The organism is Erysipelothrix anatis (assembly GCF_009828745.1).
In the GTDB taxonomy this organism is placed as follows: Bacteria; Bacillota_I; Bacilli_A; order Erysipelotrichales; family Erysipelotrichaceae; genus Erysipelothrix; species Erysipelothrix anatis.
On the sequence record NZ_WTSX01000001.1, the window covers coordinates 245,497 to 258,327 of the forward strand.

General features: G+C 40.2%; 11 protein-coding genes. All 11 read right to left on the reverse strand.

The genetic code is table 11. The features are described 5' to 3' along the window. Nucleotides 1-316 precede the first annotated feature (316 nt). Nucleotides 317-679 carry an iron chaperone gene (locus GVV19_RS01040; protein ID WP_159639344.1) on the reverse strand — a complete coding sequence of 121 codons (363 nt, stop codon included), beginning with the start codon at nucleotides 677-679 and terminating at the stop codon, nucleotides 317-319. A gap of 114 nt (nucleotides 680-793) precedes the next feature. Continuing rightward, the gene (locus GVV19_RS01045) at nucleotides 794-1,333 is read right to left on the reverse strand and encodes a potassium-transporting ATPase subunit C (protein WP_159644892.1); all 540 of its coding nucleotides are present in this window, start codon (nucleotides 1,331-1,333) and stop codon (nucleotides 794-796) included. A gap of 9 nt (nucleotides 1,334-1,342) precedes the next feature. Beyond that, on the reverse strand, nucleotides 1,343-3,370 hold the full coding sequence (gene kdpB, locus GVV19_RS01050; protein ID WP_159644894.1) for a potassium-transporting ATPase subunit KdpB: 2,028 nt from the start codon (nucleotides 3,368-3,370) through the stop codon (nucleotides 1,343-1,345). A gap of 9 nt (nucleotides 3,371-3,379) precedes the next feature. Next, nucleotides 3,380-5,017: a potassium-transporting ATPase subunit KdpA gene (gene kdpA / locus GVV19_RS01055; RefSeq protein WP_159644896.1), complete on the reverse strand. Its 1,638-nt coding sequence runs from the start codon at nucleotides 5,015-5,017 to the stop codon at nucleotides 3,380-3,382. Nucleotides 5,018-5,028: 11 nt separating this feature from the next. Further along, on the reverse strand, nucleotides 5,029-5,214 hold the full coding sequence (gene kdpF / locus GVV19_RS10920) for a K(+)-transporting ATPase subunit F (protein WP_201288174.1): 186 nt from the start codon (nucleotides 5,212-5,214) through the stop codon (nucleotides 5,029-5,031). Further along, nucleotides 5,204-5,890, reverse strand: a complete 687-nt coding sequence (locus tag GVV19_RS01065) for a response regulator transcription factor (protein WP_159639348.1) — start codon at nucleotides 5,888-5,890, stop codon at nucleotides 5,204-5,206. The genes kdpF and GVV19_RS01065 overlap by 11 nt, the downstream gene beginning before the upstream one ends. Further along, nucleotides 5,865-8,468, reverse strand: coding sequence for a sensor histidine kinase (locus GVV19_RS01070; RefSeq protein ID WP_201288175.1), 2,604 nt, complete (start codon nucleotides 8,466-8,468; stop codon nucleotides 5,865-5,867). The genes GVV19_RS01065 and GVV19_RS01070 overlap by 26 nt, the downstream gene beginning before the upstream one ends. A 117-nt stretch (nucleotides 8,469-8,585) precedes the next feature. After that, nucleotides 8,586-9,521, reverse strand: a complete 936-nt coding sequence (locus tag GVV19_RS01075) for an ABC transporter ATP-binding protein (RefSeq protein WP_159639350.1) — start codon at nucleotides 9,519-9,521, stop codon at nucleotides 8,586-8,588. Beyond that, nucleotides 9,518-10,957, reverse strand: a complete 1,440-nt coding sequence (locus tag GVV19_RS10880; RefSeq protein WP_159644900.1) for an ATP-binding cassette domain-containing protein — start codon at nucleotides 10,955-10,957, stop codon at nucleotides 9,518-9,520. The genes GVV19_RS01075 and GVV19_RS10880 overlap by 4 nt, the downstream gene beginning before the upstream one ends. A gap of 11 nt (nucleotides 10,958-10,968) precedes the next feature. Continuing rightward, nucleotides 10,969-11,850 carry an ABC transporter permease gene (locus GVV19_RS01085; protein WP_159639352.1) on the reverse strand — a complete coding sequence of 294 codons (882 nt, stop codon included), beginning with the start codon at nucleotides 11,848-11,850 and terminating at the stop codon, nucleotides 10,969-10,971. A 14-nt stretch (nucleotides 11,851-11,864) separates the two neighbouring features. Further along, nucleotides 11,865-12,794, reverse strand: coding sequence for an ABC transporter permease (locus tag GVV19_RS01090; protein WP_159634096.1), 930 nt, complete (start codon nucleotides 12,792-12,794; stop codon nucleotides 11,865-11,867). Nucleotides 12,795-12,831 lie beyond the last annotated feature (37 nt).

Genomic DNA, 12,831 nt, shown 5'->3' on the forward strand with positions numbered 1-12,831 from the left:
ATCCTCCTTGGGTTTCCCCGCTACAAACATTGTCTCGCGTTCGTTAGTCAAAGTCAATGATAATAGTTATCATTATCATTGAATACTCACATTTTGTAAGATTCGTAGAAAATATCATGGATTTCCTTGCAAACAAAAAAAGATTGCTATTAAACAATCTTTTCGAACCACACGCAGAATTGAGAACAAGGAAGAGAAACAATGATTCGTGTGGTATGATCCCAGAATAATGTGTAGTGTTCATCCCTACCTTGAAAGTATAGATAATTATTGTTTTCGTGACATCATTTTTGTGTAAATGCTTTGTTAAGAAAATCTAGCGCCAAAATGATGTTACGGTTGCTTTATCTTCGATGTTAAATGTAATAATCTCTTCAAGTAAATCCCATGCAATCGCATCATTCCATTTAATTCGGAAGAGATTGCTTGTTGCCTTATACCCTGCCTCTTTAATGGAGAGTTCAAATTGCTTCATCGCTATGACTTCTGGTGCAACAGCAATGTGTTGTTTTGACACACTAAAAGCGATGATAAATGTTCCATGATCTAAAAACATGGGTTGGTTCCATTTAACAACTGCTTCGAGTTGTGGATAACGGGTTTGAATCCATGTCAGAATTGACGCCAGTTTCTCCCGTTGATGTACATCTTCCATTGTTGCTAAAAATTCATCATGCATAGGGTGATCTCCTTATAAAGGCTTACGCCTAAATCTATAGTCCAATTATACCATGCCCCTAGAATACGGTACCACTTCGATACTTTAAAGCCCATTGAAATAGTACCATGTTTATTATTTTTGCAGTTCGTATAGAGCCCGATTGAGCGCCAGTACATGCGTAAGCTTGTGATTATCCGTATGTGTATCGATTAATTCAAGAAGATCCGTTTCTGATAAACCCGTTGCCGCGCTCACCCGAGTTACTTGAAAGCGTGCAGCCTCATAACTAATATGTGGATCTAATCCAGATCCCGATTCTGTGACCAAATCCGTCGGCACCAATTTTTCTGGTGATAAAGCTACCAGACGCGTTTCAATGCGCTCTTTCAGTTCCGAATCGGTAACACTGTAGTTATTCGATCCCGACCCAAAATCATTGCCCTGCATATTGTAGAAGACGCGGGATGGTCGTCCCCAAAAATACGTTGATTCTTCAAAATTCTGCCCAACTAATTCTGATCCGACAATGACACCATCCTCATACATAAGACTACCATTCGCTTGATGCGACATTGTAAGTTGCGCAACACCAGTAAGTGCTAAGGGAAAGATACCCCCACACATGAGTGTAAGTACGATGACAAAGATCCAATTTTTTATTATTTTTTTCATACAACCCTCCTAGATTCCCATTATTAAGAGTATGGGTGCAATAATTACGTCAATAAGTTTAATGGCAACAAAAGGTGTAATGATGCCGCCTAATCCAAAGACTATAAGGTTTCGTGTGAGTAAAGCATCTGAACTCGTTGGTCGGTACTTTACACCTTTCATCGCAATAGGTACTAATGCTGGAATAATTAAAGCATTGAAAATGAGAGCACTAAGAATTGCGGAAGTCGCTGAGTTTAAATGCATGATATTTAAGACTTCCAACGCTGGCACTGAGGCCACAAAAAGAGCTGGTAAAACCGCGAAGTATTTGGCAATATCATTCGCAATACTAAACGTAGTTAAAGCACCACGCGTCATGAGTAGTTGTTTCCCGATCTCAACAATATCTAAAATTTTGGTAGGATCAGAATCTAAATCAACCATGTTCGCTGCTTCTTTCGCTGCAATCGTACCGCTATTCATAGCGATTCCAACATCAGCTTGGGCAAGTGCTGGCGCATCATTGGTGCCATCACCCATCATCGCAACTACTTTGCCTTGTGCTTGTTCTTGCTTGATCACATCAATTTTGTCTTCCGGTTTACATTCTGCGAGAAAACCATCTACACCTGCTTCTTGAGCAATTGTTGCTGCCGTTAATGGATTATCACCAGTACACATAATAGTCTTTATACCCATGGCTCTTAAACGTGCAAACCGTTCGACAAGCCCTTCTTTAATTGTATCTTTGAGATAGACGACACCCAGAATTTCATTATTTTTAATAACTACTAAAGGCGTACCGCCAAGTTTTGAGATAGCGTTAACGTGTTCATCTAAATCTTGAGGTATTGTTTGACCACGGTTGAGAGCATACGTTTTAATTGCATCTGCTGCTCCTTTCATGACTGTAAGATCATCCCGCTCATAACCACTCATACGAGTTTGGGCCGTAAATTCTTGAAATGTAGCACCTTCACGTAAAGTCGAATCATTGTGAATACCTTGTGCAGAAGCAAGTGCAACTATCGATTTTCCTTCAGGCGTATTATCATCCATTGATGCAATCATCGCATATTCAGCAAGTGTCTTAGCGGAAACACCTGCCACAGGTAAAAACTCATGTGCCATCCGATTTCCATAGGTAATTGTTCCGGTTTTGTCCAAAATCATGACATCAACATCACCCGAAGCTTCAACCGCTTTGCCTGACATTGCGATGACATTAAAGCGTGTCACACGATCCATTCCGGCAATACCAATTGCAGACAACAGCCCACCAATCGTCGTTGGAATAAGACAGACACTCAAAGCAATAAGAATTGACGTAGGAATGGTGATACCTACATACATTGCTAATGGCTTCAAGCTCACAATCACAATCACAAAGATAAGTGTCAGAGAAACCAAAAGTGTACTTAATGCAATCTCATTCGGTGTTTTCTTTCGAGATGCACCCTCAACCATCGCAATCATTTTATCGAGAAATGATGCTCCTGGTTCTGACGTAATTTCAATAATCAAGGCATCACTTGTAACCGTTGTCCCTCCAGTCACAGAGCAAAAATCACCGCCTGGTTCCTTTACGACAGGTGCAGATTCTCCGGTAATTGCAGATTCATCTACCGTTGCTACACCTTCAATCACTTCACCGTCATTCGGTATCGTTTCACCAGCAACGACACGGACACGATCACCTCGTTGCAACATCGCTGCAGCAACTTGCTCAATTGATCCGTCAGACATAATGCGATTTGCCATCATATCTTTCTTCGTTTGACGAAGCGTGTTAGCTTGTGCTTTTCCACGTCCTTCAGCCAACGATTCCGCAAAGTTGGCAAATAGCAATGTCAACAGTAATATAAACGCAACAATCGCATTAATTGTTTGCATCGATGCGTCTGGATCGCCAAACGCTGTCGGTGCAACCGTTAAAATAACACTTAAAAAGAAACCAATCTCAACCACAAACATAACTGGGTTTTTAATCATGTAGCGAACATCCAATTTTTTAAAACTATCCAGGATTCCTCGTTTGATTATATTTTTATTCATATGATACCTCTATAATCCCATACTAACCGCTTCGGCGATGGGTCCTAAAATAAGAGCTGGGAAGAATGTAAGTGCAGAAATTAAGACAATAATTACAATTAATGCAATCGTGAACAGGGGTGTATTCGTGTTTAGTGTTCCAATCGATTCACTCATACTTTGTTTTTTCAACATAAGCCCTGCAATACTTAACTGCAAGTACATCGTGACATAACGGCCAACAAGCATGACGAAACTTGTCGATAGATTCCAAAAGACAGTATTGTCAGCCAAGCCTTCGAAACCAGATCCATTGTTCGCAGCAGCAGATGTAAATTCATACAAGGCTTGTGACAAGCTATGGTGTGTACTCGAACCTTGCATAAGCATCACTGCAAGTGCAGTAAACCCGAGAATCAGTAAGGGATGAATCACAATGACCATCGCAACACGTTTCATCTCTTGACTCTCAATTTTTTTACCAAGATAAGACGGCGATCGACCAATCATCAAACCACACATAAAGACCGTTAGGAACACATACATCATCACATTCATGAGACCAACACCAGACCCTCCAAACACTACATTAAGCATCATGAGAACCATTGGTACCATTCCACCTAACGGAGTCATGGAGTCCAACATACTATTTACTGAACCTGTTGTAAATGCTGATGATACAGTTGTGAAGAGCGCTGACTGCACAATTCCAAAACGCATTTCTTTACCTTCGAAATTCATGGTACTGTCTAACCCTAAGTGCGCAAACAATGGATTACCGCGATACTCAGCATAGACCAACAGGACAAATGCGAGCATGAAGAATACAAATGATGCAATCAAAATCGGTGTGCTTTCAAGCCAACCTTTTTTACCGTGTTGTTTACGGACATTAAAACCAAAAGCTAATAACATGCCACCTGGAACCAATGTCATCGTTACCATATTGATGAGATTGCTGATGAGGGTTGGGTTCTCAAACGGTACAGCTGAACCAGCGGCAAAGAAACCACCTCCATTGGTTCCCAAATGCTTGATGGCTTCAAATGCAGCCACTGGACCAAGATACAATGTTTGAGTTTGGCCATTTATTGTATGGACTGTTTGGCTTGCAATCAGGGTTTGTGGTACCCCTTGCCAAACCAACAATAACCCCAGACCAAAAGCAACCGGAATTAAATAACGAATTAGAACTCGCGTCATGTCTTTATAGAAATTTCCAAAGGGTTGTCCGGATAATCCACGAATAAACGCAAATCCTACCGCAATGCCCGAGGCACTTGAGAGAAACATCATGACTATAATGACAAACATTTGGCCAAGTAACGTCAAACTTGTTTCTGGAGTGTAATGTTGTAAGTTGGTGTTCGTAATAAAACTGGATAGTGTATGAATGACTTGGGTCAAACTCATGTTCGATGTTATCCATAAAATAAGACCACCAAGCACAACAGCAATTAAATTTACTTTAATCAATGACCAAAAGTATGCCTTCCATGACATATTCTCCTTGGTCCCATCACTTAACAAGAGGAGTGGCGCTTCAATTTTAGAAAACACCACGTTTCCACGATGTGATGTATTGTTCATAATAGTGTATAAATAACGACCACTTAAATAAATTCCTGCAGCCGCTACGATAAAAAACGATAATGTATAGGTCATAACCATTCCCCTTAGAATTTTTCTGGATGAATTAATGCATAAATGAGATATGCAAAAATAGCAATAATTACAATACTCAGTAAGATCATCGAAAATCCTCCGTTTCTTGAGTATCCCAATTCTAGCATCAGGGGTATTAAGGTGACATTAATAATTTGACATAAAAAAAGACCGTAACTTTCGGTCTTATTTTTCATACTTTATCATGCGATATCCGACCCCTACATGGGTTTGAAGGTATCGAGTTTCAGGATCATACTGTTCTATTTTTTTACGAAGTGTCGTTACAAAAACACGGAGTGCAGGAATGTTGTCGGAATACATTCCCCATACTTCGCGAAGTATTTTTTGATATGTAATCACTTTCCCCATATTTTCAACCATGAGCAACAGTAACTTGTATTCGGTTGGCGTTACGTGAACATCTTGACCTGAAACACTCACCGTTTTCGCATCATTATCAACTACAAGATTGCGGTTAGTATAGATGTTGGTTTCATCTTCATGACGACGCATTCGCCGTTGCAAAACCCGAATTCGAACCATCAACTCATCCGCTTGAAACGGTTTCGTTATGTAATCATCAGCACCCGCATCCAACGCTTCAATTTTATCTTTTACCTCAGCTCGTGCACTCACAATAATAATGGGTATATCCGAACTGTTACGTATTTGCGTAACGACCCAAACCCCATCTTTGTCCGGGAGTCCTAAGTCAAGAATCACGCAATCAAACACCGCTTCATGGAACAACTTCATACCTAAGCGAGCACTTTTCGCTACGGTCACAGCATACCCATCTTGGATGAGGGTATTCCGCATCAAATTTTGTATTACAGGATCATCTTCAATCATTAATAGTTGTGGTTTCATCGACTTCAAACCTCCTTAACATAACACTAAAGCATGCACCATGGGGCATAACATCCTGAACTGTAATTCGTCCCTTATGGGCTTGAATGATCTCATTTACTAAGAAGAGACCAAGACCCATACCACGGCGACTGTCCTGATTTTGCGTGTAAAACATCTCAAAAAGCCGCGATTTATCAACTATCCCTGGGCCCTGATCTTCAAAATGAACTGCTACCCATTCACGATCGACAACTTCTGTCGTTATCTTAATAGAAGTACCATCTGGCGTATATTTTAAAGCATTATCCAATATATTTGTGAACACTTGAATCATGAGTTTCGAATCGACATTAACAGTTGCGAGGACATCTGAATCCACAATTTCAATGGCATGGTTTTTTGCTTTCGTACGAACACGCTGGACACTTTCATCAATTAAATCTTCGAGAATTTCTCCCTCCAAATGTAACATCACGTGGTCCTGGTCAATCTTCGTCATTGCTAAAATATTCTCGACCAAATCAATCAACCACAAGGCATCATTTCGGACATCATCATAAATCGCATGCGTTTTAACTGCATCTAAGGACGATTGTTGGAGCAAATCCATATTTCCCAGTATCGTAGTGAGCGGCGTGCGTAAGTCATGAGAAATCGTCCGAAGTATTGTAGAGCGCAGTTTTTCCTGTTCAATCAATAACGCATTCTGATTTTGATCTTCATCGAGCGAAGCTTTCTCTAAAGCAAGACCCCCTTCATTAATCAACGATACAAGTAGATTCTTCTCAAAAGGATCCATCCCTTCTTCGTGATTCTCAAAACCAAGAACAGCGACAACTTTGTCGACAGAGCGAATTGCAAGATATGTCATTTTTGCATTGGACAACGTATTAGTCTGGGCACCTGCGCGTTTATTATTCTCATATACCCATTGTGCAATGGCACGTTCTTGTTGCGTTAAGAGCACATCATGAATATAATCTGAATTCAAATCACTATACACCGTTGGAATAAGTTGTTCTTCTTCCAAAGTGTAAATGATGACAGATGTGTTAAGTAGTTTCTTCACTTGGTGACCAAGAGCATCAATGATTTCACTGCGGTTGGACGCACTTTGTAATCGCAAGCTTGTCTCTAGCAAAATATCCGTACGATAGGCTTTCTTAGCGGATTGAATATCTTTCTGTTTAAGTTTTGTCGTGAGTGTGCTTGTAACAAAAGCAGCGATAAACATAAACAAAAAGGTGAAGGGGTAGCCCGTATCATAAGCTTGCAAGGAAAACTGTGGTTGCGTAAAGAAATAGTTGAAAACTAACACCGATACCACCGATGCTAGTGATGACCAAATACGACCCCGCGTCAAAATAGAGATGAAGAGCACCCCTAGTAAATACACAACAATAATATTGGATTCACTGAATCCTTGTTCTGCAAAAATAGCACCCATAGCGGTTGCAAGAACGATGATGCCAAATGCAACAAACCCATCTTTCCATTGAAAATATTCTTTTTGGATAATACTTGACCGACGGTGGTAATAAGAAGACGCTTGATCAGGAATCACATAGATGTCAATCATTGGCGCAAATTCTGACAGTTGATCAATAATACTTTGTCCTTTAAAGATACTGCGTTTACGAATACTGCGGCCAATCACGATTTTAGATACATTACTAATTTTGGCATACTCTGAAAGCTGTAGTGCAATATCATCACCATATAAGAGCGATACTTGAGCATTTAGCTCTTCCGCCAAACGTATGTTGGCCTTGAGCTGTTGACGTGAAACATCATCGATTTCGTCGGTTTCATCTTCAACATATACTGCTGTAAACGTTGCGTGAAAAGCATCTGCCATTCGCGCTGCAGTCCGGATAACTTTCTCATTCGTAGGAGATGCCGAAAGGCACACCAGGATATGTTCTTTCGTAAAGTATGGAGAAGTCTTATAACTGTTTTGATTAATCTGATCAGCTGCTTTACGCAACGCAATTTCACGTAAAGCCACAAGGTTTTCCTCTGTAAAAAAATTGTCCAATGCACGTTTGGCTTGCTCAGTTTGGTATATTTTTCCCGCGTGTAAACGGTCCATAAGATCACGAGGGGCAATGTCAATTAATGCGATTGTTTCGGCCTCATCAAAAATTCGATCTGGAACACGTTCATTAACAACGATACCGGTAATAACTTCAACGACATCGTTCAGACTTTCAATGTGCTGAATATTAACCGTAGTGTACACATTAATGCCATTATGCAAAAGTTCTTCGATATCTTGATATCGTTTATGATGACGAACCCCTGGAGCATTTGTGTGCGCCAACTCATCAATCAGAATATACTCTGGATGACGCACTAATGCAGCTTCAAGATTAAACTCTTGTAATGCTAAGTTTTGTCGATACACTATTTGCGGTTCGATCATCTCAAGGTTTTTAATTTGTGCTGATGTTTCGGGACGCTGGTGTGGCTCAATGTAACCTGCAACGACATCATGCCCATTTTCTTTTAAAGCATGGGCTGCCTCCAACATCGCATATGTTTTACCAACACCTGCGGCATAACCAAGAAATATTTTTAGACTTCCACGTTTCATCTGTATCACCTCAACCCAAACATACCACATACGGTATTAAGACGGTATTAAATGATACGCCACATAAAAAGCCTGTACAATGTTCCTTCTTCATCGTACAGGCTTGAAAAATATAAACTATTTAAGTGTTACTGCTACGAAATGTCCGGGGTCAATTTCATACCAATCCGGATCGATATCTCCTTCTCTAAAAGCTCTAAAATCAAACACATCTGTTTCGCCTGAGAAATAGTCAAGGGAATGACGTTCATGTTTTTTCCCCGCGATATCTGTTTTTAAGAATGCCGCAATTAAGCGTTTCGTATATGGATGGGTTGGTTTATCGAAGAGAGCCGCAATCGGTGCTGCTTCCACAATCTTTCCCCCGTGCATAACAATGATATCATCCGCCATTTGGCTAATGACACCCAAGTCATGGGTAATAAACATAATGGATGTTTTAAAGTCACGTTTCAAATCATTCATCAGTTTCAAAATTTCTGCTTGAATAATTACGTCCAATGCAGTTGTCGGTTCATCCGCAATTAATAATTTGGGATTACATGCAAGGGCCATCGCAATCATAACACGTTGGCTCATTCCTCCTGAAAGTTGGTGGGGATAAGACTTCAAGATGCGTTTGGCATTCGGAATCTTGACAGCTTCCAACATCTCAAGTGATTTCTGCGACGCTTCTTTTTTTGATAGTCCTTGATGGAGGATAAGTACTTCATTAATTTGACGTTCAACCGTAAAAACAGGATTCAAACTGGTCATCGGTTCTTGAAATATCATCGATATTTCATTCCCTCTGATCTGTTGGAGTTCTTTTTCCGGCATCGTCGAGATGGCTTTATCTTCAAAGGTTATGGTACCTTCGTGAATTTTTTGATTGGCTGTAAACAATTGGAGAATTGACATCGCAGTTTGGCTCTTACCACTTCCGGATTCCCCCACAATTCCCAATGTTTTTCCAGCTTCAACTTTGAATGAAACACCATTGACAGCCTTTACAAGTCCGTGACGGGTTGTAAAGTATGTGTGCAAGTTATTAACTTCTAAAATGCTACTCAAGCTGCTTCACCTCTTTCTTTCAAATGACATGCGACAAAGTGGCCTGGTGATACTTCAAACCAATCTTTATCAGCTTCGCCAGTTTCATCAAATAAGAATTCAAATCGTGTATCTTCACGGGATTCATACAATGCCTCATCGGCATTTAAGCGTGGGATTGCATCTAAGAGACGTTTTGTATACGGATGCTGTGGATTGGTGAAAATTTCATCTGCAGGCGCCAACTCCACAAGGTTCCCAAAATACATAACTCCGATTCGGTCACTAATATAACGGACCACACCCAAGTCGTGAGTAATGAATAAATACGTTAAATTTTCTTTCTCTTTTAACTCCTGAAGTAAGTTAATGATCTGTGATTGAATCGAGACATCCAATGCACTAACCGCTTCATCACAAACAATGAATTTAGGTTTAAGTGCAACCGCACGGGCAATTCCAATTCGTTGTCGTTGTCCCCCTGAAAATTGGTGTGGATAACGATTTCGAAATGATTTGCTGAGGCCACATTTTTCCATGACATCTTCAATGTATTCGATGTAACCTTCACTTTTTTTGCTTTCGAAGACACCATGTGTAATCACCCCTTCACCGATAATATCTCCGACTGTAAAGCGCGGATTTAACGATGAGTAAGGATCTTGGAAGATGATTTGGATATTATGACGTAACCCGCGTAACTCTTTCGTTGATAACGACGTTAAGTCAATACCATGATCTAAAAATGATTCAAAGTATGCAAAACGCTCATGATGACGTAACGTTTCTTTCACAGCTTCAACTTCAGCTTCGATTGCCTCAAAAACTTGTGTTTCAGCATCAAATTGAACTTGAAGACGTTTTTCATTAGCTTCTAATTTTGCATCGGTTCCGACGATTTTCAAGCGAGCCTGTGTCATATATAAATCTTGATGAATCTGTGCTAACTTTGAACCTGCGCTGTATCGTTTAATCAATAACTGCCTCACAAAGTTAAGATCAGCATGCACTAGCAAGCCACCTGCTAGCTTCAGAACATTGCCGTACTTCTTATTAAAGTCGATTTCCTTAAGACGGTACATATCGATACTTGCTTCATCGTTTTGTTGCACTTCCAAAGCTTTTAACTCTGCAAAATCTTTGTCATATGAGCCTGATATTTTCGGTATTGAATCATAGGTTTCCTTGACGTAGGAAGGCATAAGATTTTCGATGGTATCGCCATAAAACATGGTTGTTCCACCTGTTTGTTCCTGAAGTTGAATCAGTGTGCGACCAAACGTCGATTTCCCACACCCTGATTCGCCAACAATTCCCAACGTTTCACCTTCAAATATTTCCAAGGAAATATTTTTATTTGCCTTCACATACTCTTGGTGACGTTGGAAGACACTGGATTTTTTGACAGGGTAGTACTTTTGTAAGTTTTGTATTTTAAATAATTGTCGTGTTGTCATCTTGAATCCTCCTAATCACGCATCTTTGGATCAATTGCATCACGTATCCCATCGCCCAATAAATTAAAGGCTAAAATAGTTAGCATGATTGCAAGTCCAGGATACACTGTAAGATAAGTATGTGTACGAATATGTTCGCGTCCTAAACTTAACATGGTACCCCATTCGGCAACAGATGCTTCGATTCCTAAACCTATGAATCCAAGTCCAGCTGCCGATAAAATTGCGGAAGCAACACCCATGGTTGCTTGAACAATAACCGGTGATAAAACGTTTGGTACAATGTGTTTTATCATGATTGATGTATTGGATAAGCCAATCGCATGAGCCGCTTCAATGAATTGTTTCTCACGAACAGACATAACCGCTGATCGGACGATACGGGTATAACTCGGAATTCCTCCAATACCAATTGCTAAAATTAAATTCATCAAACTCGGACCAAACGAGGCAACAATCGCAATTGCGAGTAGTATCGATGGAATTGAAAGCAGGACATCTGTAAAGCGCATAATCACTGTATCGACTTTACCGCCGTAATAACCTGCAAGTAATCCAAAAATACCACCGAAGAATAATGAAATAATAACAGCAGAGATTCCGATGGTGACCGATACACGGGCTCCGTATAGAATACGACTAAGGACATCTCGTCCAAGTGCATCAGTCCCTAACAAATGCGTTTTGTTAGGATGTTGAAGTGCATTTGATAAGTTTTGTTCTGTCATCCCAAAGGGTGCAATTTTGTCTGCAAAAATAGCAACAAAGACAAGAACAACAATAAAGATTAAGCCGATAACTGCGCGTTTATTCTTGATTAATGCACGCCATATATCGCGAAATGATCCTTCAGGAGCAACCACGATGTCTTGATTTTTATTACGTTTAAACATATTGGATCTCCCTTCTATTTGTATTGTGAACGAATTCGTGGATCAATATAGCCATAAAGAATATCAACACTCAAGTTCACAATTGTAAAGATAAAGGCAATAAAGAGGACACCACCTTGAACGACGATTAGATCACGTTGACGAATTGCATTAACCATCAATGTTCCAAGACCATTAATACTAAATACGGTCTCTGTTAACACTGCTCCACCAAGTAATGCTCCAAACTGTAATCCAATCACGGTTACAACAGGGAGTAATGCATTTCGTAGTGTATGGACATAAATGACACCTCGTTGAGATACCCCTTTAGCATGAGCCGTACGAATAAAATCTTGCCCCATCACATCAAGCATACTTGAACGGGTAATTCGGGCAATCGATCCAATTGAACTCGATGCAAGGGTAATAACTGGTAGGACCATTTGCTGCCAGGTTTCGAAACCGGTTGACGGGAACCATTTTAGTTGTAACGAAAAGACAATGATGAGGAGTAGTCCTTGCCAAAATGTTGGCATCGACACACCCAAAAGTGATACAAACATTGTTCCATTATCCACAGCTGAATAAGGTTTACGGGCTGCAAGAACTCCCAATGGGATCCCAACCGCAGCAGCTAGTAAAATACTATATCCAGCAAGTTTCATTGTATTTGGAAAACGCGTCATAATTTCAGTGAAAACGGGACGGTTATTGACAAATGAGCGGCCCAAATCAAACTTTAAGAACGCATTTCCAATATATTTGAAATATTGGATGAGGAAGGGCTGATCCAACCCCATTTCACTTCTTAATTGAGCAATTGCCTGAGGTGTTGCAGATTCACCGAGTATTAAGGTTGCGGGATCTCCTGGTGAATAATGCATGATTGCGAAGACAATCAATGATACACCCAAGAGAATTGGAATGACCCACAGAAGTCTTTTTAGAACATATTTGTACATTGTACTCATCCTTTCTTTTAAAAAAAGAGTGGGGAGA

Bases quoted from the DNA above. Each gene is read 5' to 3' on its own strand.
- kdpA (WP_159644896.1), bottom strand. From the start codon at position 5,017: ATGACCTATACATTATCGTTTTTTATCGTAGCGGCTGCAGGAATTTAT.
- GVV19_RS10880 (WP_159644900.1), bottom strand. From the start codon at position 10,957: ATGACAACACGACAATTATTTAAAATACAAAACTTACAAAAGTACTAC.
- GVV19_RS01085 (WP_159639352.1), bottom strand. From the start codon at position 11,850: ATGTTTAAACGTAATAAAAATCAAGACATCGTGGTTGCTCCTGAAGGA.
- GVV19_RS01045 (WP_159644892.1), bottom strand. From the start codon at position 1,333: ATGAAAAAAATAATAAAAAATTGGATCTTTGTCATCGTACTTACACTC.
- kdpB (WP_159644894.1), bottom strand. From the start codon at position 3,370: ATGAATAAAAATATAATCAAACGAGGAATCCTGGATAGTTTTAAAAAA.
- kdpF (WP_201288174.1), bottom strand. From the start codon at position 5,214: ATGAAAAATAAGACCGAAAGTTACGGTCTTTTTTTATGTCAAATTATT.
- GVV19_RS01065 (WP_159639348.1), bottom strand. From the start codon at position 5,890: ATGAAACCACAACTATTAATGATTGAAGATGATCCTGTAATACAAAAT.
- GVV19_RS01040 (WP_159639344.1), bottom strand. From the start codon at position 679: ATGCATGATGAATTTTTAGCAACAATGGAAGATGTACATCAACGGGAG.
- GVV19_RS01090 (WP_159634096.1), bottom strand. From the start codon at position 12,794: ATGTACAAATATGTTCTAAAAAGACTTCTGTGGGTCATTCCAATTCTC.
- GVV19_RS01070 (WP_201288175.1), bottom strand. From the start codon at position 8,468: ATGAAACGTGGAAGTCTAAAAATATTTCTTGGTTATGCCGCAGGTGTT.